At 72.9% G+C, this 26,995-nt stretch carries 22 protein-coding genes and 1 tRNA gene; 11 read left to right on the top strand and 12 right to left on the bottom strand.

Annotation, left to right across the window (positions count from 1 at the left end; translation table 11 throughout):
* Window positions 1-40 precede the first annotated feature (40 nt).
* Complete coding sequence (locus tag NT8_RS14705) at window positions 41-1,105, bottom strand: M15 family metallopeptidase (RefSeq protein WP_084468943.1); 1,065 nt, start codon at window positions 1,103-1,105, stop codon at window positions 41-43.
* A gap of 434 nt (window positions 1,106-1,539) precedes the next feature.
* Here NT8_RS14705 and NT8_RS14700 point away from each other — a divergent pair.
* Window positions 1,540-1,612 (top strand) — tRNA-Arg (locus NT8_RS14700).
* A 177-nt stretch (window positions 1,613-1,789) separates the two neighbouring features.
* On the opposite strand, the gene NT8_RS14695 is transcribed toward NT8_RS14700, so the two are convergent.
* Both NT8_RS14695 and NT8_RS14690 read right to left on the bottom strand, forming a co-directional pair.
* On the bottom strand, window positions 1,790-3,220 hold the full coding sequence (locus tag NT8_RS14695) for a tetratricopeptide repeat protein (RefSeq protein WP_067969324.1): 1,431 nt from the start codon (window positions 3,218-3,220) through the stop codon (window positions 1,790-1,792).
* Window positions 3,217-4,956 carry an ATP-binding protein gene (locus NT8_RS14690; protein ID WP_067969320.1) on the bottom strand — a complete coding sequence of 580 codons (1,740 nt, stop codon included), beginning with the start codon at window positions 4,954-4,956 and terminating at the stop codon, window positions 3,217-3,219. The genes NT8_RS14695 and NT8_RS14690 overlap by 4 nt, the downstream gene beginning before the upstream one ends.
* 247 nt (window positions 4,957-5,203) lie before the next feature.
* Here NT8_RS14690 and NT8_RS14685 point away from each other — a divergent pair, with 247 nt between their 5' ends.
* Window positions 5,204-5,557, top strand: coding sequence for a DUF6188 family protein (locus tag NT8_RS14685; protein WP_281203453.1), 354 nt, complete (start codon window positions 5,204-5,206; stop codon window positions 5,555-5,557).
* Window positions 5,558-5,625: 68 nt separating this feature from the next.
* On the opposite strand, the gene NT8_RS14680 is transcribed toward NT8_RS14685, so the two are convergent.
* Window positions 5,626-6,198, bottom strand: a complete 573-nt coding sequence (locus tag NT8_RS14680; RefSeq protein WP_067969316.1) for a hypothetical protein — start codon at window positions 6,196-6,198, stop codon at window positions 5,626-5,628.
* Between the two features lie 356 nt (window positions 6,199-6,554).
* On the bottom strand, window positions 6,555-7,397 hold the full coding sequence (locus NT8_RS14675) for an alpha/beta fold hydrolase (protein WP_067969312.1): 843 nt from the start codon (window positions 7,395-7,397) through the stop codon (window positions 6,555-6,557).
* A gap of 90 nt (window positions 7,398-7,487) precedes the next feature.
* On the opposite strand from NT8_RS14675, the gene NT8_RS14670 reads away from it, so the two are divergent.
* From NT8_RS14670 to NT8_RS14660, 3 genes are all read left to right on the top strand, one after another.
* Window positions 7,488-8,057: a TetR/AcrR family transcriptional regulator gene (locus NT8_RS14670; RefSeq protein ID WP_067969308.1), complete on the top strand. Its 570-nt coding sequence runs from the start codon at window positions 7,488-7,490 to the stop codon at window positions 8,055-8,057.
* A 72-nt stretch (window positions 8,058-8,129) separates the two neighbouring features.
* Window positions 8,130-9,107, top strand: coding sequence for a NaeI family type II restriction endonuclease (locus NT8_RS14665; RefSeq protein WP_067969306.1), 978 nt, complete (start codon window positions 8,130-8,132; stop codon window positions 9,105-9,107).
* The gene (locus NT8_RS14660) at window positions 9,104-9,577 is read left to right on the top strand and encodes a very short patch repair endonuclease (RefSeq protein ID WP_281203452.1); all 474 of its coding nucleotides are present in this window, start codon (window positions 9,104-9,106) and stop codon (window positions 9,575-9,577) included. The genes NT8_RS14665 and NT8_RS14660 overlap by 4 nt, the downstream gene beginning before the upstream one ends.
* On the opposite strand, the gene NT8_RS14655 is transcribed toward NT8_RS14660, so the two are convergent.
* Window positions 9,545-10,714 (bottom strand): DNA cytosine methyltransferase, encoded by a 1,170-nt coding sequence (locus NT8_RS14655; RefSeq protein WP_067969303.1) that lies wholly within the window; start codon window positions 10,712-10,714, stop codon window positions 9,545-9,547. The two genes, NT8_RS14660 and NT8_RS14655, sit on opposite strands and share 33 nt — an antisense overlap.
* Window positions 10,715-12,125: 1,411 nt before the next feature.
* Between NT8_RS14655 and NT8_RS14650 the strand changes: the two genes are divergently transcribed.
* The 5 genes from NT8_RS14650 to NT8_RS14630 all read left to right on the top strand — a co-directional run bounded on the left by NT8_RS14650 (window position 12,126) and on the right by NT8_RS14630 (window position 17,500).
* Window positions 12,126-13,043: a hypothetical protein gene (locus NT8_RS14650; protein WP_157515815.1), complete on the top strand. Its 918-nt coding sequence runs from the start codon at window positions 12,126-12,128 to the stop codon at window positions 13,041-13,043.
* A 45-nt stretch (window positions 13,044-13,088) separates the two neighbouring features.
* On the top strand, window positions 13,089-13,772 hold the full coding sequence (locus tag NT8_RS14645; protein ID WP_067969297.1) for a hypothetical protein: 684 nt from the start codon (window positions 13,089-13,091) through the stop codon (window positions 13,770-13,772).
* Between the two features lie 69 nt (window positions 13,773-13,841).
* A complete protein-coding gene (locus NT8_RS14640; RefSeq protein WP_067969295.1) occupies window positions 13,842-15,302 on the top strand; it encodes a ParB N-terminal domain-containing protein in 1,461 nt (486 codons plus the stop codon).
* Window positions 15,303-15,316: 14 nt separating this feature from the next.
* Complete coding sequence (locus tag NT8_RS14635; RefSeq protein WP_067969292.1) at window positions 15,317-17,128, top strand: DEAD/DEAH box helicase; 1,812 nt, start codon at window positions 15,317-15,319, stop codon at window positions 17,126-17,128.
* A gap of 69 nt (window positions 17,129-17,197) precedes the next feature.
* The gene (locus NT8_RS14630) at window positions 17,198-17,500 is read left to right on the top strand and encodes a hypothetical protein (RefSeq protein ID WP_157515813.1); all 303 of its coding nucleotides are present in this window, start codon (window positions 17,198-17,200) and stop codon (window positions 17,498-17,500) included.
* Window positions 17,501-17,575: 75 nt separating this feature from the next.
* On the opposite strand, the gene NT8_RS14625 is transcribed toward NT8_RS14630, so the two are convergent.
* The 4 genes from NT8_RS14625 to NT8_RS14610 all read right to left on the bottom strand — a co-directional run bounded on the left by NT8_RS14625 (window position 17,576) and on the right by NT8_RS14610 (window position 21,818).
* The gene (locus NT8_RS14625) at window positions 17,576-19,270 is read right to left on the bottom strand and encodes a PH domain-containing protein (RefSeq protein WP_067969287.1); all 1,695 of its coding nucleotides are present in this window, start codon (window positions 19,268-19,270) and stop codon (window positions 17,576-17,578) included.
* The gene (locus tag NT8_RS14620) at window positions 19,267-19,821 is read right to left on the bottom strand and encodes a PH domain-containing protein (protein WP_067969284.1); all 555 of its coding nucleotides are present in this window, start codon (window positions 19,819-19,821) and stop codon (window positions 19,267-19,269) included. The genes NT8_RS14625 and NT8_RS14620 overlap by 4 nt, the downstream gene beginning before the upstream one ends.
* Window positions 19,822-19,953: 132 nt before the next feature.
* Window positions 19,954-20,988, bottom strand: a complete 1,035-nt coding sequence (locus tag NT8_RS14615; protein WP_067969281.1) for a hypothetical protein — start codon at window positions 20,986-20,988, stop codon at window positions 19,954-19,956.
* A gap of 107 nt (window positions 20,989-21,095) precedes the next feature.
* Window positions 21,096-21,818 carry a class I SAM-dependent methyltransferase gene (locus NT8_RS14610; protein WP_245646185.1) on the bottom strand — a complete coding sequence of 241 codons (723 nt, stop codon included), beginning with the start codon at window positions 21,816-21,818 and terminating at the stop codon, window positions 21,096-21,098.
* A gap of 338 nt (window positions 21,819-22,156) precedes the next feature.
* Here NT8_RS14610 and NT8_RS14605 point away from each other — a divergent pair, with 338 nt between their 5' ends.
* Window positions 22,157-25,378: an efflux RND transporter permease subunit gene (locus tag NT8_RS14605; protein WP_245646184.1), complete on the top strand. Its 3,222-nt coding sequence runs from the start codon at window positions 22,157-22,159 to the stop codon at window positions 25,376-25,378.
* An 89-nt stretch (window positions 25,379-25,467) separates the two neighbouring features.
* Here NT8_RS14605 and NT8_RS14600 read toward each other — a convergent pair whose 3' ends face one another.
* Complete coding sequence (locus NT8_RS14600) at window positions 25,468-26,454, bottom strand: Gfo/Idh/MocA family protein (RefSeq protein ID WP_067969276.1); 987 nt, start codon at window positions 26,452-26,454, stop codon at window positions 25,468-25,470.
* Between the two features lie 43 nt (window positions 26,455-26,497).
* Window positions 26,498-26,995: nucleotide disphospho-sugar-binding domain-containing protein (locus NT8_RS14595; protein WP_157515809.1), on the bottom strand; the 498-nt coding region annotated here is incomplete at its 5' end.

Raw genomic sequence — 26,995 nt, 5'->3', positions numbered from 1 at the left:
GGACGGGCGGCGCGGGCCGCCCGCCCGGGGCGCGGGGCCGCTACTGCGCGGCCTCGTACTCCCAGTGCCAGGGCTCATAGGGGCTGGAGTACGCCCACTGCGGGTGGAACCAGCCCCACTCCCGCGAGTTCGCCTCCAGCCAGCTGAACTCCGGGGTGCCCTCGGTCTGCACGCCGCCGCACAGGTCGACCGCCAGCCCCCAGCCGTGGTTGCTGGTGCCGGGGACCGCCGCGTTGCCCGGGGGCTGCTCGACGTAGACCCGCTGCTGGTTGGCCAGGTCGCGGTAGGAGCTGGTGACGCACATCGGCTTGCCGAAGTGCTCGGTGAACGCCTGGTTCATCGCCAGGAAGTCCACGGCCGCGTCGGCGCGCAGGAACTCGCCGCCCTGGTGCAGCTCGCACAGCGACTCCGACGGGATCAGCCCGTTGGGGTAGCCGTCGGCGGCCGCGCCGGCCTCGGGGTCGCACTCGACCCCGGCCATGTAGGCGTCGACGTCGAGCCCGCGGTCCTCCAGCTCCTGCATGAGGGCGTTGGTGCTCTCCTCGGACTGGGCGCGCAGCGCGTCGAGGTCGTCCTGCAGTTCGACGGCCTCCAACTGCGTCTGCGCCTGGAGGTCCTGCGCCTGCGAGGTGAGGTCGCCCTGCTCCTCGCGCAGCGCGTTGGCCTCGTCCAGCAGCGCCTCCTTGTCGTCGGACAGCTTGACGACGTGCGACTCCACCTGGAGGTCCTGGTCGAGCGAGCCCGAGGTCACCAGGGCGAGGGTGCCGCTGTCGGGCTGCTGGTAGAGGGTGCTGGCGAGCTGGGCGAGGGGTTCGCGCATCTCGGCGAGTTCGAGCTCGGTCTGCTGGAGGTCGTGCAGCGTGCCGATCAGCTCGTCCTGCGCGTCTTCGAGCGCCTCCTCCTTCTCGGTGTACTCCTCGGTCGCGGCCTCGAGGTCGTCCTTGGCCTGGTCGGCCTGCTCCTTGAGCGTGTCCAGGTCGGCGTCGGCGTGCGCCGGGGAGGCGGCCGGCGCGAGGGCCGCGTCGGCGCCGGGCACCAGGAAGAAGGCGACCACCAGGACGAAGACGGCGCTCTGCGCGCGGCGCCGTGCCCACGGCCGCCGCATCGGACCGGAGGAGGCCCGGTCGCGCGGGGAACGCGAGCCCCGCCGCGTCGAATCGCCAATCAACGGCACGAGAATCCTCCGGCTGCCTGTCTCGATCGTGCGCGTGGCCGCAACGCAAGGTACTACATGTCCACAACCGGACGTGTTGGGCTGATCGGCCCAGCGTCACGGTGGCCGCGTCCCGCCCGCCGCCGACGACGCGGCCGGGCCGGTATCGCGTACGGACGTCCTGATCACGGGGTGGTCCCCACGCGACCGCACGCCGGGCGGCGGGTCACCGCCCCACCCGGCTGTGATCAGGGTCACGGGCCGTCCATGGCAACCCCGATGCCCCCAGCGTACTCAACTCCCCGCCGCCCCGCTGCCCACACCCCGCTCCCCCGGCCCACCACCACCCCCCGCACCCCCGGTCTCCGCTACCCTGGTCCCGTACCGGCCTCATAGCTCAGGGGACAGAGCACCGCTCTCCTAAAGCGGGTGCCGCAGGTTCGAATCCTGCTGGGGCCACCGCCTGGCCTGCGGGAACACCCGTCCTGCGGCGGCCGCCCGGGACACCGGGTTGCGATTGGGGTTGCAGTTCACCGCTCGCGCGATGCCCGTTGATCTTGACGTCGTCGAGGCATGGGAGCGCTTCCATTCCCCGGCGGCGTCAAGATCGACGCAGGGCGGTCGGGGCCGCCCGGCTCAGCCGTTCGGGGGTGGGGCCAGGGCCGATCGGAGGTCGGCGCCCGTTTCCCGTTCGGCGGCGGCGACCACCTCCTCGACGGCCGCCCGGTCGCCCGTCCGATCCAGCGCCAAGGCCAGCCAGTAGGACTCGTGGGCGCCGGGGTCGGCGTCGATCGCCGCCCGCAGGGTGGGCACTGCCTCGGCGACGTCGGACGTGAGCTGCGACCGGCCCCGCAGGTACAGCAGCCCGGGGTGGTGCGGCGCCGCGCGCAGGCCCCGCTCGGTGGCATCCAGCACCGCCGCGTGGTCGCGGCGCTCGCCGTGGCAGTAGGCCTCCAGGTACTCGAACACGAACGGGCTGCGCGGCCACCGGCCGCAGCCCGCGCGGGCCAGCGCCGCCGCCTCGTCCAGCCGCCCGAGGTCGGCCAGCGCGTACACGGCCACCGCATGGGTGTCGGCGCTGTCGTGGTCACCCTCGACCAGGGGGCCGACCAGTTCCCAGGCGCCTTCGGCGTCGCCGTCCGTGTCGTAGCGGAGCGCCGCCAGGGCGGTCCGCACGCGCGGGTGCCCGGGGTTGTCGGCGTACAGGGCGGTGAGGATCGGGCGGGCCGCCTCGGGGCGGCCGGCCTCCTCCACCAGCAGCTCCGCCGCCGACAGCTGCCACGCGATCAGGTCCGCGTCGGTTCCGGCGGCGTGCGGGACCGTGGGGTCGGGGCGGCCGAGCGCCGCGCACACCTGGGCGAACAGCCCGCGCAGCTCGTCGGGCAGGCCGGCTTCCAGCAGCACCACGGCGGTGGTCTCCAGCTGGTCGCGTGTCGGCCGCTGCCGCAGGGTCGACAGGAAGGCTCCGTCCGCCTCGGTGAGGCGGCCGAGGTTGAGCAGCGCCTCCCCCAGCCGGAACCGGGCGCGCGGGTCGGCGGGCCGCGCGTCGACCACGGCCTGGGCGGCCGCGCGGGCCGCCTCCCAGTCGCCGAGTCGGGTGAAGACGCCGCGCGCGAGGTCCTGGGCGACCGGGTCGGCGGGGTCCAGGCGCAGCATCTCGGCCGCAGCGGCGCGGGCCTCGTCCGCGCAGCCGGCCACGGCGGAGGCCACGCGCGCCAGCACGCCGAGTTCCACGGCCGACCCCGGGTTCAGCCGCACCGCCTCGCGGGCGTGCGGCAGCGCCTCGGTGAAGCGGGCGGCGTCGCCGAGCAGGCCCGCGTACCAGGAGTGGCCGACGGCGGACCCGGGGCGGACGGCCACGAGCCGCCCGGCCGCGCCGAGGGCGCCCTCCTCGTCGCCCCGGCGCTGGAGGACGCGCGAAAGGGTCAGCAGGGCGGCCGGGGCGTCGGGGTCGGCGGCCACCGCCCGGCGCGCGGTCTCCTCGGCCTGCTCCAGGCGGCCCATCTCGACCAGCGCCCGGGCGCGCCGCACCAGGTCCTCGGCCGGGCTCGGCTGGGAGCCGGTCACCGTGCCGTCCGGCCGTTCAGGTAGGCGACCAGTTCGTCGTAGGCGCCGGCCTGGTTGCCGAACATCGCCACGCCGCGCGCGGTCTCCAGCCAGGTGTCGGTGGAGGGGCGGATGTCGGCGAGGGCGGCCTCGAAGTCGCCCATCCGCATCATCCGGACCTCGCCGCTGGCGGCGGAGTCGAGCAGGGCGCGCTCGGCGGCGGAGTCGCACACGTGGGCGAGGTCGGCGCCGGAGAAGCCCTCGGTGGCGGCGACGAGGGTGTCCACCTCGATGTTCTCAATGGGGCGGTCGCGCAGGTGGTAGCGGAGGATCGCGTCGCGGGCCGAAGCGTCGGGCGGCACCACCAGGACGGTGCGGTCGAACCGGCCGGGGCGGCGCAGAGCGGGGTCGACCTCCCACGGCTGGTTGGTGGCGGCGAGGACGAAGACCCCGTCGTTGTCGGCGGCGTGGACACCGTCCAGCTCCAGGAGGAGCTGGTGGACGACCGACGCGCCCCCGCCCCCGCTGTGGTCGCGGCGGCGGCCGATGGCGTCGACCTCGTCGAAGAACACCACGCACGGCGCCCGGCGGCGGGCCTGCGCGAAGACGGCGCCGATGTTGCGCTCGGACTGGCCCAGGTACATGTCCAGCACGTCGGCGATGCCCACGGCGAGGAAGTCGGCGCCCAGTTCGCCCGCGAGCGCGCGGGCGATGAACGTCTTGCCGCAGCCGGGCGGGCCGTAGAGCAGCAGGCCGCCGCGCAGGCTCTTGCCGTAGAGGCGCTGGAGTTCGGGGTTGCGCATGGGCGCGAGGAACGCGGCGTGCAGCCGCTCCTTGACGGCCTCCATGCCGCCGACGTCCGCCAGCGTCACCTCGGGTGCGGCCGGGGCGGTCGGGGGCGGCGGGTAGCCGTGGCCGAGGCCCTGCGGGTCGGCGGCCACGTAGGCGGGGCCGACGATGCCTTGGATCTCCTGCTCCGCGGCCGACCAGTCGAAGGCGTCCACGTCGGCGGGCGGCGCGGCGTCGGTGGACCCGCTGTGCGGGGGGAACGGGGTGGGATCGGCGTCGGGGCCGTCGTGCGCGCCGGGCCCGTCGGCGCCCTCGGCCGACCCCTCGTCGCCGTTTCCGGCGGGTGGCGGGACGTCGGCGGACTCCGTGGGCGTGGCGGACTCGGCATCGGGGCGGTTGCCGCCGGCGGGCGCGCCCTGCGGTCCCGCGTCGGTGGGCGCCGAGGACGGGGCGGACTCGACGCGCGGCGCCGGCGCGTCCTCCGGCACGGGCACGGTCAGCGGGGTCAGCGGGGTTGACTGGGTCGCGTCATCGTACGGAGCGTCCGAGGTCGGCTCGCCCGGCCCTGCGGCCGGAATCGGCTGGCCCGCGGCCGGGGTCGGCTGGCCCGGCGGTGCGGGCACGGCCGAGCCGGTCGGCGGGGCCGCGTCACCACGCGGAGCGACCGAGGCCGACTCCCCCGGCCCTGCGGCCGGGGCGTGTTCCGCCGGTCCCCCGGACGCTGCGGGCGGCCCGTCCTCCGCCGACCCCTCAGTCGGTAGGGGCGCGGCGATCGCCCGGATCATCAGCTCGCGCGCCTGCGGCGACGTGGGGTCGGCGTGCAGCGCGCGGCCCGCCTCCGCGACCGCCCCGGTGGCGTCGCCGGAGGAGAGCAGCAGTTCCGCGAGGTGCAGCCGCAGCGCCACATCGTCGGGCGCGGCGGCCACCGCCGCGCGGAGACTGCTGATGAGTGCCGGGCTGACGTCCACGCGCGCTTCCTCCCACGGATGATCAACGACCACGGCACCCTATGACGCACCCACCCGCACCCGCGTTCCTCCCCTCCCCCGGACGTGACGGCCGGCCCTCGGCGCGGCCCGGAGCCCGGAGCCCGGGGCGGGTGCGGGGGGCGGGGGCGGGTGCGGGTGCGGGTGCGGGGAAGCGTGCCCCCGGTCACCGAGCGCACCGCGCCATCCCCGAGGCTGTGGACATGCGCATGGATTTGGCGGCGGGCGGCTGGTAAGGGTCGGCACCGGGCAGTTGGTCTCCCTGGTGACGGACACCGGGTACGAGATCACCGTCGAGACGGACACCGTCCTGGCGGACGCCGACGGCGGCGGTCGGACGCTCACGCCCGGCCTCGGCGGATCCGGTGCGCGGCACCTCGCGCGCCTGGCCGGCCGGGAGATCACCCGCGCGGAGGCCGACGACGACGGAACCCTGACGGTCGCGTTCGGCGACGGTTCGGCGCTGACCGTGGCGCCCCATCCGGATGACGAGGCGTGGGGCCTCATCGGTCCGCGTGGAGAGCGGGCCGTGTGCCTGCCAGGGGGCGGGCTTGCGATCTGGGGACCGTCCGATGCCGGATAGGGGGACTCGCGGACATCGGGCCGCGCCGGCATCCGGCCCCCCGTCCGCCGTAGTCGGCACGGACTAAGTCAGACCTCGTCCGGACCGAACGGGGGGAGGTGGATGTCGTCGGTGCGGGTGGTGCGGACGCGCGGTGTGTCGGCGGGGGACGGGGCCGCGTCGGCCTCGGCGTAGAGGGTGAGGGTGGCGAGGCCGGGGAGGGGCGGCAGGGGGCCGAGGGCGGTGTGGGCCAGGGTGAGGGATTCCAGGCCCGGGATGGCGCGCAGGGCCGACACGTCGTCCACGTCCACGACGGACAGGACGAGTCGGCGCACGGGGGTGCCCGCCAGTTGCGCGAGGTCGACCCGGGCGGGGCCGCCCAGCAGGAGGAGGTCCCACGGGCGGCCCGCCAGCGGGCCCAGGTCCATGCCGTTGTCGTCCCACAGCAGCGCCTCGGTGACGGCGGGCAGCCACCGGACCGGCTCGAACGTGCCCACCCACGCGAGGTCGGTGGTGAGGCGGCGGCGCCGCAGGATCGGCCGAGCGGGCGGCGGGTCCGGAGTGTCGGAACCGCAGAGCACCCGCCGCCAGACCGGCGACAGGTTGGCCCAGAGGTCGCCCCACTCCGCTTCGACGGCGGCGATACGGTCCTCCACGGTCATCGCTCCCCCTTCGGCGACCGAAGGCGCCACTCCCGGCCGCGTCCCCGCCGAAGGCCCGGTCGAGTGCGGGCGAGGCGCCCAAGCGGGGCACCCCCTCCCCCGCGACGGACGGGCCCGGCCGCGCGTTCCCCCGTGGACACGCGCGGCCGGGAGCATGGCGTCCCCGGCGCGGCCGCCCGCTCGGTGGGTCGGCCGGAGCCACCGGACCGGCGCCGGGGGCGGACCGTCCCGGGTCTGCGGTGCGCCGACCGGCCGCTCAGGCGGGTCAACCCGGAACGGCGACGGGCCGCCGACCGGCCGCTCAGGCGGGACAGCTCGAACGGCGGCAGGCCGCCCATCCGCGCCGTTCGCTCCGGTCAGCCGGTGACGAAGGGGATCAGGGCGCGGTTGACCTCGGCGGCGTGGGAGCGCAGGAGGCCGTGCGGGGCGCCGTCGATCTCGACGTACTCGGCCTCGGGCAGCGCCGCGTGGAAGGGGCGGCCGGTGGCGTCGATCGGCAGGATGCGGTCGGCCGTGCCGTGCAGGATCAGCGTGGGCTTCCCGGCCGCGCGGACCGCCTCGACGTCGCGGCGGAAGTCCTCGATCCAGGCGGAGACGACGGCGTAGGCGGCTACCGGCGCGCTACTCACGGCCGTGTTCCAGTTGGCGTCCACGACCTGCCGGCTGACCCGGGAGTCGAGGTTCTCGTCCAGGTTGTAGAAGTCCGCGAAGAACTGCGTGTACCAGGCGTAGCGGTCCTCGCGGGCGGCCGCCTCGATGCCGTCGAAGACCGCGCGCGGCACGCCGGTGGGGTTGTCGTCGGCCTGGACCAGGTAGGGCTCCAGCGAGGCGAGGAACGCCAGCTTGGCGACGCGGTCGGCGCCGTGGCGGCTGACGTAGCGGGCGAGTTCGCCGGTTCCCATCGAGAACCCGACGAGGGTGACGTCGGTCAGGTCGAGCGTCTCCAGGACCGTCTTCAGGTCGTCGGCGAAGGTGTCGTAGTCGTAGCCGGTGCCGGCCTTGCTGGACCGGCCGAAGCCGCGCCGGTCGTAGGTGATGACGCGGTGGCCGGCGTCGAGCAGCTCGCGCGCCTGCAGCTCCCAGGAGGAGCCGTCGAGCGGGTAGCCGTGGATGAGCACGACCGGGCGACCGCTGCCGTGGTCCTCGTAGTACAGCTCGATGGGGCCGGAGTTCTCCTGGCCCACGGTGATGAACGGCATGGTGGCCTCCTTGGCCGACAGCGGAGAACGATCGTTCTCCGATCTGTCCGCTAGAGTAGAGAACGATCGTTCTCAAGGCAAGGGGCACGGATGGACGACGAGCGTGACGTGCGTCGCCGCGTGATCGAGGCGGCCGACCGCCTCTTCTACGCGCAGGGCATCCAGGCGGTGGGCATGGACGCGATCCGCAGCGAGGCGCGGGTGTCGCTGAAGCGCCTGTACTCGCTGTTCGCGTCGAAGGACGACCTGGTCGCGGCGGTCCTGGCCGACCGTTCCCGCCAGTGGGACGCCGGCATAAGCGCCGCCGCCGCGTCGGCCGAGGGTCCGCGCGAACGGCTGCTGGCGATCTACGACTTCCTCGGCACCTGGTTCCGCGAGGACGGGTTCCGGGGGTGCGCCTTCATCAACTCGTTCGGCGAACTCGGCGGGGTGTCACCGCAGGTGGCGGAGGCCGTCCGCGAGCAGAAGGCGTCCTTCCGGCGGTACGTGGACGACCTGGTCGCCGAGGCCGGCGGCCCGCCCGCGCTCGGCGCCCAACTGGCCATCCTCGCCGAGGGCGCCCAGACCACCGCCGCCATCTCCGGCGACACCACCGCCGCCGCCGACGCCCGCACCGCCGCCGAAACCCTGATCACCACGGCCCTCGCAACCTCCGGCTGAGCGCCTCCGCACGGCGATCACGCGGTTCCAGTACGGGGCCGAAGCCTCCTCAGGGCTGGCTAGAGTTGCCTTGTGACTCAGCTCTACCGCAATGAGCAGGCACCGCTGTTCGGTGCGTCGTCGGCCGGGGACGCGGAGCTGGAGCGAGTCTTCGATGTGCTCCTCGCCGCCGACCCCACAGGGACGCGCTTCGCCAGCGCCCTCCGCAGGACGTTCGACATGCTGCTCGACGGCCAGCACACCGGCCGGTACCGGTGGGACCAGCTGATGAAGACGGAGAAGACCCACGCCGGGACCGTGGTCGAGATCAACCTCCAGCGCGAGTTCAAGTTCGCCGGCGGGGACAAGCTCGACTACCGCATCGGCGGCGTGGACGTCGACTGCAAGTACAGCCAGAAGCTGGGCTCGTGGATGATTCCGCCGGAGGCGGTCGGCCGACTCTGCCTCCTGGTGTGGGCGAGCGACCAGGAGTCGCGCTGGTGCGCCGGGCTGGTCCGCGCGGACGAGGCGCTGCTGAACACCGGTGCGAACCGCGACGGCAAGCGGTCGCTCAACTCCGCCGGGCGCACGGCCATCCGATGGCTGTTCTCCGATGCCCCCCTGATGCCCAACGTCCTGCTGCACCTGCCACAGCACGACATCGATGCGATCTTCAGCCACAACGCCGGCACGAAGCGGCTCGATGAGCTATTCCGCCGGGCACTGAAACGGCGGATAGGCCGCGCCGCAGTCGCTACTGTCGCGCAGCAGGAGGACTATATGCGCCGTGCACGCGCCAACGGCGGATCTCGCACAAGCCTCGGGGCGGAGGGGATCGTCGTCTTCGGCCAATACCAGAACCACGCCGAACTAGCGGAGCGCTTGGGGCTCCCTGTGCCGCAAGCGGGGGAGTTCGTCAGCGCCCGGCTCGCGAAGCGGGCGGACCGCCACGGCAGTGCACCCGCCGCGGAGATCGACGGCTCGGTCTGGGTGGTAGCTGGACCTGAGGACCCCGTGGAACCGGCTCCTCAACTCCCAAAACCCGAGAGGCAGAGGAAGGGGAGTAGGTGAGCGAAGAGACATCGACGCAGAAGGAGTGGGCGGCGCCCGAGGGGTCGTGGGCGTCCTCGCCCGGCAACCGGCGGAGCATGCTGGGCAACCGCAACCGCGACACCAAGCCCGAGTTGCTGCTGCGCCGACTGGTGCACGCCTCCGGTCTGCGCTACAGGGTGGCGGCCAAGCCCTTGGCTGACATGCGGCGGACGGCCGACCTGGTGTTCCGGCCGACCCGGGTAGCGGTGTTCGTCGACGGCTGCTTCTGGCACGGCTGCCCCGAGCACTTCGTGCCGCCCAAGACGAACCCCGGCTACTGGCGCGAGAAGATCGGCCGGAACGTCCAGCGCGACCGCGACACCGACGCCCGGTTGGCGGAGGAGGGCTGGCTGGTGCTCCGCTTCTGGGAGCACCAGGAGCCCGCCGAGTGCGCGGAGGAAGTGCGGAGCGCCGTGTCAGCCCGTAAGCGTAAGCTGCTCGGACTCTGACTTCTTCTTCGGTTTCGCGGCCTTGGCGCGGCGCTTCGCCCGGGGGGCGGGCGCTTCCTCTTCCGGCTTCCGTACGGGAACGTCGTCACCGCGGTCAGCTGCCTGCAACGCCGCGATGATCTGCTTTCCGACCGCCTCGGCCACCGGCGGAGGGAACGCATTGCCCACCTGGCGGTAGCGGGCGGTCTTGCCCCCCTCGAAGACCCATTCCGGCGGGAAGCCCTGGATGAGGGCGGCCTGCTGGACCGTGAGCTTGGGGCCGCGCGGACCCAGCAGGTCGCGCTCGGGTGACTTGATGATCTCGGCGGGATCCTCAGCAACACCGTGCGCGTCGATGCCCAGCTCCTCCCAGGCGCGCTTGGCCCGGGTGGGGCCGAGGTCGGCTCCGCCGTGCTTCTTGGAACCGCCGACGAGGGTTGGGGCGACCGTTCCCCGCGCCTTCGCCTTCTTCAGCCAGGCGCGGTAGAGGTCGAGCCGGTCGATGGCCTTGAAGCGGGCCCGCATGCTCTTCTTGAGTGCGTCCGCGACGGTCGTGTCATCGAAGTCCGCGGGCTCCGGCCAGGTGAAGTACTGCGCCTCGTCCTTCTTCATCGCGACGAGGATCGCGCGCGGCCGCAACTGGGGGACGCCGTAGTCGCGCGCCTCAAGGACCTTCCACCCGAGGATTTCGTAGTCCATCGCCCGGAGCTGGTCGAGGATCTGCTCCCGGTAGTCCTGGAACTTGTGGAACGGCTCCAGGAGCCCGCGGACGTTCTCGATCATGACCGCGCGGGGCTGGAGGAGGTTGACCATCTCCAGCATGTTCGGGAACAGGTCGCGCTCGTCCTCGGCGCCGAGCTGCCTGCCGGCGAGGGAGAACGGCGGGCAAGGAACTCCGCCGGCCAGGAGGTCGAGCTTGCCTTCACCGATGGCGAGTTCCCGGGCGTCGAACTCCTTGAGGTCGCGCTCCCAGACTTCGCAGTCCTTCCACTTCAACCGGGCGACGTTGGTGCGCAGGGTCTGGCAGGCCTGCGGATCGATCTCGATGAGCGCCCGGTGCGCGAAGCCGGCGTTGTGGAGGCCGACGGCCTGCCCGCCGGCGCCGGCGCAGATCTCCACCGACGTGTACTGGCGCTCCGGATCGAGCCCTGCGTCCATCGACTACCTCCCCGCGCCCGCCCTGCGGGACGCCCTGCTGCGACCGTCGGCGGGACCGCCGGCGGCGACTGATCGAACATACGATCGACCACCGTGTACCCGACGATGGTGCCAACCCTTTCCCCCGCAGTCCAGCACTGTCGCGAGTCGATTCCGGGCGCAATCCGGGGGGCCGCACTGGAGTCTACCGGCGGCATCCCCTTGCACAGGAGCCGACGGGCGCACCTGTGGATAAGGGGCCCCACCGAGCGCAACCGCCAAGGGATGGGGGATAGAGCAAAACGAGAGTGCGCAGGCGCGCGACGCACCTGCGCACAGCATCCTGACCTATGCCGACGCGAACCGCCCAGGAACGGGAGCGCCTAGACCGTCATTCCTTGCCTCCCCTGCCGCGCCAACGACCGCGACGCCCGGGAAGCAGGGAGCCGGGAAGCGACAGGGGAAAACCTGCCGCGGGCGGGCCATCGACCTCCTCAGGGGCGGCGTCCACCCCGTCCCCTCTGGACGGCGGGGTCTTCGCCGCAAGGTAGGACTGCCACAGCGCTACCACGACGACTCCCGCCGCCGCAATGTGCTCTGCGTCGATTCCCGTGACATCCACAACGACTTCCTTTCTAGCAAGTGCGCCAGTCAAGCGGAGGCTTGAATACACCCGACTCGTGAGCGCATTGACATCTCCTGCCGCAGATTCAACCACTAGCGGAGCATGTCCGATGCAGATATCAGCCGCATAGAAGATAGCGGAATCAAGTGGAGCGGCAGAGCAAGCGAGAGGGAATGATCGAATGCCGGTTCTCTATAGATCCGGTCGAATTAGCTCCAGGCCGCCCCATGGGAATCAGGTACGCATAGAACCGCCGGTCCTGGAAGCGGCAATAAATTGCAAGCAACCGGGAGCACCAGAGCAGAGGCCGCCCCCTCGACGCCCGCGTGGAAAGCAGGCGCTTCGCGCCCTCCGATAGATCATCGGCAGTCTTCCTGCTCACCATGGCAGGCCGGCCCGCCTGACGATCACCCGAAGGAAAACAGACGCCTAGATGGCTCCTGAACTGGGTCGATGCCCTCGCACCCAGTCCAGGTCGGAGATCAACAGGCCCCCGCGCCAGCGCTGCGCCCGCGCACCCGGCGGCGGCCTCGGCGCCGCGCTTCGGCACCTGCTTGCCGGTCCCTCGGCGCGGCAAGGAAAAGAAATAAAGAGGGATTCCCGAGTTCAGGGCAGTGCGGACCACCAGCAAGCCCTCCCGGGGCTTGATCCCGTACATAAACCCATGCAAAGATCCCGTGCCAAGAACGGAGCACCCCACCGTAGGGCCGCGTCCTCCAATGCGCCTGGCATTCGGATCGGCTCCGAACAAGGCCGCGCATTCGAGGGTTAGATGCGTTCGGAACGTCCGCCAATCTCATACGATAGATGTCTCGAGTCGAGGACCGCATGCCTAAGCCTGCCCCCAGCGCCGCCGACGATCCGAACCCTTCTGCGGCCGAATTCCTGCGCCGGTTGATCGAGAAGAACGGGTACCCGCAGAAGACGATCGTGGCGGAGATGCGTCGCGTCGTCGGAGAGTACAAGGAGAGGGAGCCGAAGGACGGGGATCAGTTCACGTGCGTAGGCGCATCGGCTCTGTCCAGGCTCGTCTCGGGAAAGCGAGCGTTCACCGACCGCAGAATCTTCAACGCCGTGGTGCTCACGGCCCTCCACTTGTCGTGGGAGGGATCCGCTCGCCAGGGAGACCCGCCCGGCCTCGCCGAGGTCGCGAAGGAATGGGATGCCCTGCAGTCCATGATTGATGGCGGCGGCACTGTTACCCCCCAGCAGAGCGAGGTTGCGCCCGCTACTGCCACCGCACCCCGGGCGGCTGAAGATGCCGGTTCCGCCGTCTCCAGCACGATCGATACAGAGCACGCGCAGATCCACAGCGCTTACGGTGCCGCGGGGATCGATCTTCTCGACGCTGCACGCAGCGGTGACGCGCAGGCGGCGTCCGAGCTCGGAGTTCTGCGTACGTTGGACCTCCACTTCTCTGAAGGCGAGAAGTGGCTGCGGAAAGCACAAGCCGGCGGGAGCTCCCGGGTAGCCAGACTGCTGGCGGAAGCGGATCTGCGCGAACGCCGAATCGTAGCAGCAGACGTCGCTCTTGCGTCGGCGAACCTGCACGCCCGACCAGCTCTGTCGGCCGGCACCGCTTCGGCACGGGATCTCTTGCTGGTGGAGGCGGCCGCCAACGCGGGGCATCGCAAGGCGGCTGCGCTGCTCGCCAAGCACTTCGAACACGTCGGTGAAGCGGGGTCTGCGGAACGCTGGCAGCGGCTCGCGGACCGAGACGAATAGCGGCGGCCGAACACACCCCACCCTTGAGGGATTGAGGAGAATGTCATGCGACCCGTGTGGAACGACCCGACCCTGAAGGCCGGCACACGCATCAGGATCGCCCTTTGGCTGCTGGACGAGGTGGGTGAGGGCAGCACCTTCACCAAGGCGCAGCTCCGCGACGCCTTCCCCAACGTCGAGCAGGTCGACCGGCGGATGCGCGACCTGCGGACCAACGGCTGGGTCATCGACACCAACCGCGAGGACGCGGGCCTCGCCCCGAACACCCTCCGCTTCGTCAAGGCCGGCGACGAGGTGTGGCGGCCCGGCGCTTCCCGGGGGCCGTCGACGCTCAGCAGCAAGGAGCGCACCGCCATCATGGCTGCCGACGACTTCATGTGCACGGTGTGCGGCATCGCCGGCGGCGAGCCCTACCCCGACTCTCGCGCCGGAGAGACCGCTCAGCTCTCGGTGAGCGATCGACGGGGCGGCGGTGGCGGCGACGAGGCCGCGTTCCGCTTCGCGACCGAGTGCAAGCGGTGCAAGGCCGGCGGCGCAGCCGCGCCCGCCCTAGACGGCGTCCTCACCACGGTCGACGTCCTCGACCCGGCCGAACGCGAGGAGCTGGCGCGGTGGATCCGGCGCGGACGCCGCCAGCCGCGCCGTGTCGAGCAGCTCTGGACGGAATACCGCCGACTGCCCGTCGGAGCCCGGGAGGCCGTGGCCGAGCGGCTCCGCTCCCGCGCCTGATCCAGACTGGCCTTTGCTCCCCTACCTCAGCCCATCCATGTGACCACCGGAAGAGGTCGATCAAACCCAATGGACGAACCTACTCTCACGACCCGCACGCCACGGGGCGAGGAGATCCGCGCCACCGTCGAAGCGCGGCTGAGTGAGGCGCGCAAGGCAACCGCGACGCCGGAGACCGTCCGGGTCGAGTGGCGCGGGCAGCCCGCCCACCTCGACGTCATCACCATGCCGGTGGACGACCTCTACTACAACCCGGAGACCCACCGGGTGCGTGCCCAGCGCGCGCACAACCCGGCCCGGGATACCACCCTGGCCACGCACCCCTGGTCTAAGGAGAGCCAGGAATACCTGCACGACCTCCTGACCGCGAAGCCGGACGCACCGGACACTCCCGACCCAGCCTTCGCGAAGCTCAAGGAGGACCTTGCACAGTTCGGGCAGAACGATCCGGGCATCATCACGCACGAGGGCATCCTCGTCAACGGCAACACCCGCCGCGCCGCGCTCAAAGAGCTGGGCAAGACCGACATCCGCGTCGCGGTCCTGCCCGCCGACGCGACGTTCACCGACATCGCCGCGGTCGAGCTTGAACTCCAGCTCCGCGAGGACCATCGGCGCGAGTACTCCTACATCAACCGGCTCATCGCGGTCCACGAGCAGGTCAGCAGCGGACGCCACAGGGACGACATCAAACGTGCCTTCCGTACGACCGCGGCTTCCATCGACCGGGACCTGTGGATCTACAACTTCATCACCGACGCGGTCGCGCGCAGCAGAACGAAACTCGCCGACGGCACCACGGCGAGCCTCCGACTCATGGATTTCGAGGGTCACCAGGAGAGCCTCCGCGAGCTGTACCGGGCGTGCAAGGACGCCTCCGCAGAGGAGGCGCAGATCATGCGCGAGAGCCGACTCCTCGCCCTCGTCATGGACACCGCTAAGACGAAGCTGCGGTATATCCGGGAGGACTTCCACCACAAGTACCTCGCGCCCAAGCTCGACGAGCGCTTCTCCCCCGCTGCGGCGATGGATGACGGGGCCGAAGCCGAGGAGGTTGAGGACGACACCGGCCTGCCCGGTCTCGACCTCGGCCCGGATCTCGAACTCGATGCGGAACCCGACGAGGTCGTCGAGGCGCGAGCCGCCACGGACGCCGTCCTCAAGGCCAAGGTCCGCCAGACGTTCTCCGCTTCCCTGACCGTCGAGGAGAGCAGCGCTACGCGCGACCTCCTCAATACCGTCCGCGAGGCCCTGGACCGCGGTGTGGCCACCTCCGAAGCCGACATCCGGCGGAGCCAGCGCAAGATGGCGGCGGCGGAAACCCTGGACGACGCGGCGCGGCTGGTCCGCGAGACCACCCAGCAGCTTGCCCAGGCGCGCAGCCAGGACCTGCTGCAGCACGACGCACTCGATGAATCGCTGCTGCAGCTCGCCGCGGCCTTGAAGCAGCTCTCCCGGCACGCATCCCGGGGCGTGGATTCGCCCGGGCCGGGCCTCACCTGGCTGCAGGACGCGGTCGCCGACCTCTGAAGGGAACCTTCCGCATGCCCAGCCTCCGCCTCGAACTCGTCCCCGCCGGCACCGCCGTCCGGCTGTCGACGGACAGCGGGCACACCGCCGAACTCGGCCGCCTCGCCTCACGGTTCCCCACCAGTGCGCACCAGTCGCCGCAGGCCGTGGTGGTGGCGGTGGACGACTTCCTCGCGAACACCGGTGCACTTCGGACGCACTGGCCACGGCGAAGCGCGGCGGATGTCCAGTGGCAGGACGAACTCGCCACCCTCGTCAAGGACTCCCTCCGCGACGCCAAGGAGGCAAAGGCCCAGCTCTCCGGCGACGCCAGCCCGTCCGCTGTCAGCCCCGACGACGTGCCGGACCTCCTGGGGCCGGAGTGGATCGGCGACCTCACCCCCTTCCAGCGGCGGGACATCGCCAAGATGCTGTCCCTGCGGCACGCGGCGAACTTCAGTGTCCCGGGCGCCGGCAAGACGCGCGTCGCCCTCGCCGACTTCCAGGCGAAGCGCGGCCAGGGCGAGGTGAAGCGGATGCTGGTCGTCGCGCCGAAGTCCGCGCACGAGAGCTGGAAGGAGGAGGCGCGCCTCTGCTTCGCCCAGCCGCCCGTGATCGGGACGGTCGGCCGCCAGTTCGACCCCCTCGCCGAGATCATCGTCGTCAACTACGAGCGCCTGCCCAGTACCCAGGTGGCACTGCACCGCTGGCTCAGCGCCGAGCCGTCCATGCTCGTGCTCGACGAGGCGCACCGGATGAAGCGGGGGTCGGCCGGCGTCTACGGTGCGGCGTGCCTGGCCCTGGGTCCGGTCGCCCGGCGGCGCCTGGCGCTGACGGGGACCCCCGCCCCGAACGGGGTGAAGGACCTGCAGAGCGTCTTCGGTTTCGTGTGGCCGGGCCAGGGCGGCCGCACCGTGGAACGCGCCACCGCCGACCGGACCCTCCGGGACGCGAGCACCATCCTCAAGCCGTTCTTCTCGCGCACCACCAAGCGCGAACTCGGTCTGCCGCCCCTCACGACGCGCGCCGTCCGCGTCCCCCTCCAGGGGCTGCACAAGGAGATCTACACGGCGATCCGGGGCGATGCCGCCCTCCGCGCGGCGGGCCGTGGCAGCGACGAGCTGGAGAGGTACGGGAAGGCGGCGATGTACCTCATCATGGCCGCGACCAGCCCGGCCCTGCTCACCCAGGGCACGGACAAGTACGACCCGCTTCCATACGCCATGCCCACTCTGCCCGTGCCGCAGGGCCGGACGCTCGCGCAGCTCATGGAGGACCTCCCCCGCTATGAGGACTCGCCCAAGTACCGGGCGGCGTGCGGCATCGTCGCCGACAACGCCGCACGCGGGCGGAAGACGATCGTCTGGTCCACCTTCGTGCGCAGCCTGACGACCCTGGAGCGGATGCTGGCCCGCTACGCCCCCGCTGTCGTCCACGGCGGGACCGCCGACCGCAGCGACCAGCTCGCCCGGTTCCGCACCGACCCCGGGTGCATGGTCCTGCTGTCGAACCCCGCCACCCTGGGCGAGGGCATCAGCCTGCACCAGGTGTGCCATGAGGCGGTGTACGTGGACCGCGACTTCACCGCGGGGCGGTTCCTGCAGAGCCTGGACCGCATCCACCGTCTCGGCCTGCCCCCGGACACAGAGACGAACGTCCGGGTGCTGGTCGCGGACGGGACCATCGACGAGGCCGTCGAGGCACGCCTCGCCGACAAGCTCCGCTTCATGGGGACCGTACTGGACGATCCCGAGGTGGAGCAGCTCGCCGACCTCGCCGACGAGCCCGACGTTCCGGCCGGCCTGGAGCGTTCGGATCTGCAGGCGGTCCGCGAGCACCTCGGGTAGTCGCGGCCGCTGGAAGACGGGATGCGGAAGCCCGTTGTCGGGCGAGGGTGGATGGAGGAGACTGCGGGTATGCCGAAGCAGCGGAGGCGCCGGGAGGCGCGGGAGCGCGGGGCGCGGATGGTGGAGGCGGCCGGGCCGGGCCGGTGGCACCAGGTGTTCGCGACGACCGACCCGGCGCGGATGCGGGCCTTCCGGGAGCGCGCCGCCGAGCGCCTGCGGGGTGTCCCGCCCGAGCTGATCCGACTGGACACCCTCTGCTTCGGTCCGCCGCCGACGGCCGAGTACCGGCTGAGCGTCTTCGTCCCCGAGGGCCGACCGGCGCCCGACCTCAGGGACGCCGAGCCCGCAGGGGAGCCGCGCCGCCCCCGTTGATGTCGACGCGCCGTCCCGGACGGGCCGCGCCGCGCGGGCCGGGCGTCCGGCGCGTGCGGCACCAGTGTGCCCGCCTCACGCGTCGGGGGCGGTGGGTGGGGTCGGGCCTGCGGCGGGAGGGGTGGCGGGTGACGTGGCGGGTGACGTGTCGGCTGCCGGGCCAGGCTCGACGGCCGGGGCGGCTTCGGCGGCCGGGGTGGGCTCGGTGGTGGGTGAGGACGGGGCGGGGGTGGGGACGAGGAAGGGGGTGAGGAGGCCGGGGGAGGAGGCGGTGGCGAAGGCGAGGGCGTCGGGGGTGGCCATGTCGGGGGCCTCGTAGCCGCCCTCGCCCGCCGCGGTGCTGACGGCGACCGTGGCCAGGCCGAGCCGGCGCTGCAGGATGGACTGGCGGACGGAGACCCCGCTGACCGCGCGGCGCTGCAGCGCCGAGGTGGCCCGCGCCACCAGGCCCGAGCGCACGACCAGGTACTCGTCGACCAGCGCGTGGCCCAGCGACCGGTACGCGGCGACCGCGAGCAGCAGCCCCAGCGGCCACACCACCGCCCCCGTGATCCACCACGCGTCCGGCCCGACCTCCGCGGTGGTCGCCCCCGCCCAGGCGACGCCCCCGGTGACGACGGCCGCGAACACGGTGCCCCACAGCAGCCGGCGGCGGAGCGCCCCGCCCGGGTGGCGGGCGAGGTCGGTGTCGAGCGGGCTCGGGGTGCGGCCGAGGACGCGGGCGACGACGGGCCGCGCCACCCGCACCGGGCCGCGCGGCAGGATGACGGGCGCCTCGCTCCAGATGGACAGCCCGGTGGTGAGGACGGACGTCTCGGCCATGCCCATCCACCGCCACAGCAGCGGTTCGCGGATCTGCGCCCCGCGCAGGCGGGCGTCGTCCCGGTTGATCTCGCGGGTGCGCAGCAGCCCCTGCCGGGTGCGCAGCGCGGTGCCGCCGTCGGTCGCGACCCGGCTGAGGGTGAAGTCCCAGAAGCCGGTGACGAAGGTGACGGCGAGCCCGGCGACGCCGATCGCCCCGGTGACCGCCAGCACGAGCAGGGTGAACGCGGGCCACCCCATCGCCTCGCGGTCGACGACCCGGTCGATCAGCTCCCACGGGTCGATGCCGAACGTGGTGACGAACATGTAGGCGCTGAACAGCAGGCTGACGGCGGCCACGTAGGCCCACACGTTGAAGATGTTGTAGACGATCCACCCGTACCGGACGCGGGCGAGCACGTCGCCGTCGGGTTCGTCGCCCTCGGCGGTGGCGCTGTCGTCGCCGATCAGCTCGCGCCGCAGCCGCTCGGCCGTCTCGCGGGAGACGGCGTTGAGCGCGAGCGCCTTCTCGCGGGCGGTGTTCTCCTGGCCCGCGCCGAACGTGACGACGCGCAGCCCGGCGATGCGCAGCTTGAGCGTGGCCTGGCTGTCGACGCTGCGGATGCGGTCGCGCCGCACCCGCCGGTACTTGCGCACGAGGAACCCGGTGCGGCGCTCGACGTACTCGTCGGTGACCCGGTACCGGGTCTTGATCCAGCGGGCGATGCCGTTGACGGTGCTGACGACGCCGAACACGGCGATGACGGCCACCGGCCAGATCTCGCCCGGGGTCAGCGGCACGTCGAACACCTGGACGGCGACGATGGTCGGGATCTGCGCGAGGACGAGCTGGACCAGGTCGACGGCGATCATCCGCCGGTCGAGGCGGAGCCACGGCTGCTCGGCGGAGCCGTCGGCGCCGGTACCGGCGTCGCGGGTGTCGTCGGCGGGCAGGGCGGCGCTGGTCACGTCTGGTCCCCGGGGGTCTGCTGGGTGATGCGGGTGAGCCGCTTGGCCTCCGTCTCCGCGACGGCCGCGTCCAGGCCGCCGATGCGGACCGCGCCCCGCGCCGACGCGGTGGTGACGACGAGCGTGGCCAGCCCCAGCATCTGGGCGAACGGCCCGCGCAGCGTGTCGACGGTCTGGATGCGGGAGATCGGCGCGGCCCGCCATTCGCGCACCCACCACCCGGTGCGGGAGTAGACGGCCTCGTCGGTGGTCTCCCAGCGGTGCACGGAGTAGCGCACCCAGGGGGTGACGGCGGTGTAGGCGGCGCCGGCGGCCAGGACGGCGGTGATCGGCGCCCCCAGCCAGGGGCGGGCGGGTTCGACGAAGGCGTAGAGCGCGCCGAGGAGGCCGGCGGCGACGGCCACCTGCACGCCGGCGCGCAGCGCCCACCAGCCGATGGCGCGCCGTTCGACGCGGTTCGCCGGGGGGCGGAGCCGGACCGCGCCGGCGCCCGGGTCTTCGGGGCTGGCGTACCTGCGCGGCCGCGCCGCCGCGTCCTGGACCTCGGCCATGTGGGGGTTCCCTCGCTCTTCCACGTCAGCGGAGCACGAACGATACGGGCGGCACTGCGGCCGTGCAATCACGCGCCGTTTCCGGGGGCCGTTCCGGCACGTCGCGGCGGGGTGGCCGGTTCGGGCCGGTGGTCACATGCGCGCGTACATCCGGGAAATGGCGTGGAAGGATTTCTTGGGTTCGCGGAATCCGGCGGAGTAGGGCCGTTCGGCGTCCTCGCCGCGGACGCGGACGATTCCGTATCCGGCGCGGTCGAGGTCGTAGCGGGAATCGTCGTCATAGGCGTGGACGGGTTCGATGTACTGGAACACGAACGCGCCGTGGACGCCTTCCTCTGCGTAGATCTCCAGCAGTTCGGTGATGTAGGCGGCCTGCTCGTCCTCGTCGCGCCGCAGCTCCTTGGCGAGGCGGGGCCGCGACGACCGCCAGTCGATGACCTCGTGCCCGTTGGGGCCCACCCGGGACGCCCCGGCGTAGGACCCGCAGCCGAACTCGGTGATGACGACGGGCTTGTCGTGCCGGACGTGGTTGCGCAGGACGGAGACGTAGACGTCCTGGTTCTCGGCGATGCGGTACTGGTTCAGCCCGACGATGTCGAAGGGCGCCCAGTCGATCCACTCCCACAGCCCGGCCCCGTAGGTGAGGTCGCCGCCGAAGTGCCGGCGGGCGCGCTCGGCGGCGGTGGCGAGCAGCGCGCTGAGGCGCCGGTTGGAGCGGGGCAGCAGCAGACGGCCGATGCCCCAGCCGAGGAGTTCGCTGCGGACGGTGAACGTGCGGCCGGGCAGCATGCCGCGGATGAGCAGCGACATCTCGCACCCGACGTTGAGCACCACCCGCCCGCCGGCGGCGCGCAGGTCCTCGGCGACGCGGGCGACGCGGTCGAGGTGGTCGAGGTAGCGGCGGGGGGTGGCGTCGATGAGGCGCGGCTGGATCCACGCCGCGAGGCCGAGGTCGAGTGCGGTCTCGGCGGCCTCGCGGAGCCGTTCGGGGTCGGTGCCGTAGAGGGTGACGGCGTTGCAGTGCAGGTCCTCGGCGATGCTGCGGAGTTCGGCGCGGACGAGGTCGGGGCGCCACACCATGCGGGTGGGCACCCCCGGCTCGTACTCCGTGCCGACGTCGTAGTTGATGCCCTTCACCGCGAGTCCCTCGGAGTCGCCCCCTGCCATGCCCGCCCCTTTCCAGTTGTCGGCCGGTGGTCGGCCGTGCGTGTCGACCCGGTCGTCCTCCGTAACGCTCGGGGCGCCGGGCCGGTTCCGCGCGGGCGCCGCGGCGGTCAGCCGGTGCGGCGGGCGATCCAGAGTCCGCCGGCGAACGGGCCGCCGGTGACGTGCTCGGCGGCGCACCCGGCGCGGGCGAACGCGTCGGCGTAGTGCTCGGGCCGGAACAGGCTCATGCGGGTGGTCTCCTCGCCGGAGCGCAGGCCGGCGGCGGGATCGGCGACGGCGTAGTGCACGCGCATGCGCATCCGGTCGGCGCGGCCGCCGTCGAGCACGGAGTGGGAGAGCCGGGTGACGGTGCGCCCGCCGTCCTCGACCAGGTCGGCGGAGACGTAGCCGGGGGTGAACTCCTCGGGCGCCAGCCAGGGTTCGACGACGATGACGCCGCCGGGCGCGAGGTGGTCGGCGAACCGGCCGATGACGTCGGCCAGCTCCTCGGGGGTCTCCAGGTGGGAGATGGCGAACAGGCAGACGACGGCGTCGAACCGGGCGTCGACCTTCATCTCGCGGATGTCGGAGACCCAGGTGGGGGCGTGCGGCACCCGGGCGCGGGCGAGGGAGAGCATGGCCGCGGAGCCGTCGAGCCCGGCGGGTTCGGGGAAGTGCTCGGCGAAGTGGCGCAGGTGCAGCCCGGTGCCGCAGCAGACGTCGAGCAGCGACGCGGCCTCGGGGGCGCGGGCCCGGATGAGCGCGGCCACGTGCGCGGCCTCGGCCGCGTAGTCCTTGCTCCGGTTCCGCATCACCAGGTCGTAGATCTCGTGGTAGTCGTCGTGGTACACGCGCGCCCCCTTCGTGGCCCGTGCGGTGAATGGCGGAATCGGCGCGGCGCCGGCCGCGCGCGTTTTCCCGCGGTGCGCGGTGCCGGCGGGAGTTCCGCGGCGGGGCCGGCGGAATTCGCGGCCCCCGCGTTTCGGTAATCATTCGTATACTCCCGGGAACCTCGCACGCAAGGGACCTTTCCCGCGTGCCTGACTCCCCTGCCCGTGCTCTGTTCACCGATCGAGGAGTAGGTGGTTCTCCGTATGTCAAGGCCGATCCGGAAAGGGCGGTCCCTAACGTGGTAGACCTCGCCAGAATCAGTCTGGGAAATCGTGTCCTCGCCGCTCTTCTGGCGTTCATGGTGGTGGTCTTCGGAATCGTCGCGGGCACGTCCATCCGCACCGAGTTCTTTCCGCCGACCGCGACCTCGCAGGCGCTGATCACCGTCTCCCACCCCGGGGCCTCGCCGGAGGTGATGGAGCAGGAGGTCGCCGTCCCGGTCGAGACGGCGGTGGGTTCGCTGCCGGGGCTCGACACGGTCGAGTCGACGTCGGCGAACGGGTTCGCCACGGTCATCGCCACCTTCGACGTCGACACCGACCCCGAGGCGGCGCTGGACGAGGTGCGCCAGGCCGTCAACACGGTCCGCTCCGACCTGCCCGACGGCAGCGAGGTGGAGGTCGCCGACACCAACGACGAGGAGGGCGTCGACTACGTCCTGTCGCTGGCCGCGATGTCCGCCGAGGACCCGGCGGAGCTGTCGGAGCGGGTCGCCGAGGACGTCCTGCCCGAACTGGAAGGCATCGAGGGCGTCCGCCGGGTCGACATGTTCGGCCAGCGTGAGGAGTACGTCGAGATCGTCCCCGACCGCGAGGAGATGGAGGACGCCGACCTCACCCCCTACGACCTCGCGGAGTCCCTGCGGCAGGGCGGTCTTGTCCTGCCCGGCGGGACGATGAGCGACGAGGAGCGGTCCGTCTCGGTCAACGTCGACGGCGAGTACGACTCGCTGGAGGCGATCGAGGACCGCTACGTGATGCCGGCCGTCCCGCCGGAGGCGGCGTTCCTGCCCGGCGCCGAGGAGCCCGACCCGGTCCGCCTGGGCGAGGTCGCCGAGGTGCGCTGGGCCGAGGAGGAGCCGCGCACGATCAGCCGCGGCAACGCGTCCGAGACGATCAGCCTGATCGTCTACAAGGAGCGCGACGCCAACCTGGTCGAGGTGTCCAACGCGGTGCAGGCGGAGCTGCCCGGGCTCGCCGACCGCCTGGGCGAGGGCGGCGACGTCTTCACCACCATCGACTCCGCCCCGTTCATCGAGGAGTCGATCGACGGCCTGGTGGAGAAGGGCCTGATCGGCCTGGCCGCCGTGGTGCTGCTGATCCTGCTGTTCCTGATGTCGGTGCGGACGACGATCGTCACCGCGCTGTCGGTCCCGCTGTCGCTGCTGATCACCCTCATCGTGCTCTGGCAGGCCGACTACACGCTCAACATGCTCACCCTGGCGGGGCTGACCGTGGCCATCGGCCGCGTCGTGGACGACGCGATCGTGGTGCTGGAGAACATCAAGCGCCACCTGTCCTACGGCGGCGACCGCACCCGCGCGGTGATCGACGGCACCCGCGAGGTGTCGGCGGCGATCGTGTCGTCCACCCTGGCCGGGGCGGCGGTGTTCCTGCCGGTGGCGTTCCTCGGCGGGTCGGTCGGCGTGTTCTTCCGCCCGTTCGCGGTGACCGTGGCGGTGGCGCTGCTCGCGTCGCTGCTGGTGGCGCTGACGATCATCCCCGTCCTGGCGTACTGGTTCGTGCGCGCGCCCGCCGTCGCCCCGGAGGACCGGGAGCGGATCATGGCCGAGGCGCAGGAGCGCGAACGGCGCGGCTGGCTCCAGCGCGCCTACATCCCGGTGCTGGGCGCGGTGACGCGGCGCGGCCGGCGCGGGTGGCGGACCGGGCGCCGGTGGGCGGTCCTGGCGGCCGGGTTCCTGGTGCTGCTGGGCACCCTCGCCATGTCGACCGGGCTGCGGTTCGTGTTCATGGAGGAGGACGGGCAGAACCAGCTCAGCGTCTCCCAGGAGCTGCCGCCCGGCACGGCGCTGGAGGCCACGGACGCGGCGGCGGCCGAGGTCGAGGAGGTGCTGAGCGGTGTCGACGGCGTGGTGTCGTTCGAGACCACGGTGGGCGGCGACGGGTTCTCCTCGGCGTCCAACCTGGCGTCCTACTGGGTGACCGTGGACCCGGAGGCCGACGTCGACGCGGTGCGCGGCGACATCCAGGACCGCCTCGACGGCCTGGAGGACGCGGGCGAGCTGCGGGTCACCGGCCTGTTCGGCGGGACCGGCGGCGGCGACGACACGACCGCGTCGGTCACCCTGCTGTCCGACGACACCGCGGCGCTGCGCGACGCCGAGGAGCGGGTGGCGGAGGTGATGGCCGACGTCGACGGGGTCACCCGCACGGCGAGCGACCTCACCGAGGAGGAGCCGGTCATCCGGATCACCCCCGACTCCGAGGAGATGGCCGAGCGCGGCATCACCGAGGAGCAGCTGGCCGCCGCGTCGGAGTCGGCCCTGGGCGGCCTGGCGGTGGGCACGCTGCTGGTCGGCGGCGCCGAGGACCGGGTGGTCATCGACACCGGGTCGCCGCCCGACACGGTCGGCGAGCTGCGGGACCACGAGATCGAGGGGCCCGCCGGGTCGGTCGACCTGGGTGACGTGGCCGAGGTCGAGGAGGTCGAGGAGCCGACGCAGATCGTGCGCAGCGACGGCGAGCGCAGCGTCACCGTGCACGCCGCGGTGTCGGGCGACGCCGACCTGAACGCGGTCAGCACCGAGGTCATGGACCGGGTCGCCGACCTGGACCTGCCCGCGCAGGTGACGCCCGTCCTCGGCGGCACCGCCGAGGAGCTGCAGGAGGTCGAGTCGGACATGGGCGTCGCCCTGCTCGCCTCGATCGCGATCTCGTTCGTGGTCATGGTGGCGACGTTCCGCAGCCTGGGCCAGCCGGTGATCCTCATGGTGTCGGTGCCGTTCGCCGCCACGGGGACGGTCGCGGCCCTGCTGCTGACGGACACGCCGATGAGCCTGTCGGCGATGATCGGCCTGCTGATGCTGGTGGGCATCGTGGTCACGAACGCCATCGTGCTGATCGACCTCATCAACCAGTACCGGCGGGCGGGCATGCCGCTGCAGGAGGCGGTGGTCGAGGGCGGCCGGCAGCGGCTCCGGCCGATCCTGATGACGGCGCTCGCCACCGTCGGGGCGCTGGTGCCCATGGCGATCGGCTGGGGCACGGGCAGCATGTTCATCGCCCAGTCGCTGGCGATCGTGGTGATCGGCGGGCTGGTCAGCTCGACGATCCTGTCCCTGCTGATCATCCCCACGCTGTACGTGATGCTGGAGGAGACCAAGGAGCGGGCGGCCGAACGCCGCCGGCGCCGCAGGGAGCGGCGCCGGGCCCGCGCGGCGGCTCCGGCGGCCGCGGGCGCGTCCACCGGTACGGACGGCGGCGCCCCCGGTGGCGGGGACGCCCCGCCCGGCGGCGGTACCCCCGGTGACGGGGACGGCGGCGGCCGGCCCCCGGCCTGACGACGGTGCGCGGCCCGGCCGCCGGGCCGGGCCGCGCACCGCGCCGCCGACCGCCGCGCGGGGGACCCGCGGCGGCCGGGGTCTTTCGCTCAGCCGGCGGCGTCGCGGACCCGGTCGACCAGCCCGGCCAGCGCCAGGACGGCCTCGGGGTCGCCGCCGCGGCCGGTGCGCACGGCGGCGGCGAACGCCTCCAGGGTGTTGCGGAACTGGTGGTCGGCGGCGCACTCCACCGCGTCGGCGGTCCCGTCCTGGCGCTGCACGTGCACGACGGGGCGCAGGTCCTCGGGCGGGGTGAAGGCGCGGTCCAGCCGCAGCGACCCGTCGCTCCCCCAGTGCGTGTAGGTGTTGCGGTAGTGCAGCCCGAAGCCGAAGCCGAGCTGGACCACCGCCCCCGCGCCGGTGTCGAGCAGCACCCCGCCGCCGACGTCGACCCCGGTGGCCGGGTCGCGGTGCAGCACCGCGCCCCGCACCCGCAGGGCGTCGCCGAAGAAGTACTGGGCGATGCGCAGCGGGTAGACGCCGACGTCCAGCAGGGCGCCGCCGCCCAGGGCGGGGTCGACCCGGATGTCGCCGGGGTCGCGCTCGGGCACGCCGAACTCGCTCATGAACGCGCGGACGCGGCCCACCGCGCCGTCGGCGATCAGTTCGCGCACCCGGGCGTGCTGGGCGTGGTGGGGGAAGGTGAAGTTCTCCATCAGCACGACCCCGCGCCGGGCGGCGAGGGCGACCAGCTCCGCGGCGTGGTCGCGCGTGGTGGTCAGCGGCTTCTCGGCGAGGACGTGCCGACCGGTGCGCAGGGCGCGGCCGACCCAGTCGCGACGCAGCCCCACGGGCAGCGGGACGTAGACCGCGTCGACGTCGTCGCGGTCCAGCAGCCGGTCGTAGCCGTAGACGGCGGCGCAGCCGAACCGGGCGGCGAACGCGTCGGCCTTATCGGGGGCGCGGCTGGCGACGGCGGCCAGCCGGACCGAGGGCGCCGCGGCGATCGCGGGCAGGGTGCGCCGCCAGGCGATGTCGGCGCAGCCGAGCACGCCGAGCCGCAGCGGGGTGGGGTGGTCGGGGCCGCCGGCAGCCATCACACTCCTCCGTTGGGTCGCGGCGGCCGGCGCGCGCCTGCGGTCACCGCGCGCCCGCCAGGTCCGCCAGGGGCTCGACGATCTCACAGGGGGGCGGCATCGCGCCGATCTCGGCGCGCAGCCGGGCGCCGTTCGCGCCGAACGACGGCTCCGCCAGCAGTCGGCGGGTGGCGGCGGCCACGGCGGCGGCGTCGGCGCCCTGGTCCAGGGCGACGGCGGCGCCCTGCTCGGCGAGCCGCCGGCCGACGAGGGGGTTGTCGAACCAGGTGGGCACGACGACCTGCGGGGCGCCGGCGGTGAGGGCGGTGAGCACGGTGCCCCACCCGCCGTGGTCGATGACGGCGGCGCAGGTGGGGGCGAGGGCGTGCAGCGGGACCCGGTCGACCAGGCGCACGTTGGCCGGTACCGGGCCCAGGTCGCGGCGCCGGTCGGCGGGCAGGGTGGCGACCACCTCGGCGTCGAGGTCGGCGAGGGCGTCGACCAGGTCGCGGGCGGAGGCCCCGTGGCCGCCGCCGGCGCGCTCGTCGGCGGTGGTGCCGAA

This window comes from Nocardiopsis trehalosi NBRC 14201 (genome assembly GCF_001552555.1).
Lineage (GTDB): Bacteria > Actinomycetota > Actinomycetes > Streptosporangiales > Streptosporangiaceae > Nocardiopsis_B > Nocardiopsis_B trehalosi.
Note: the sequence above shows the minus strand (reverse complement) of the source record. Positions and strands in the feature narration are given on the sequence as shown.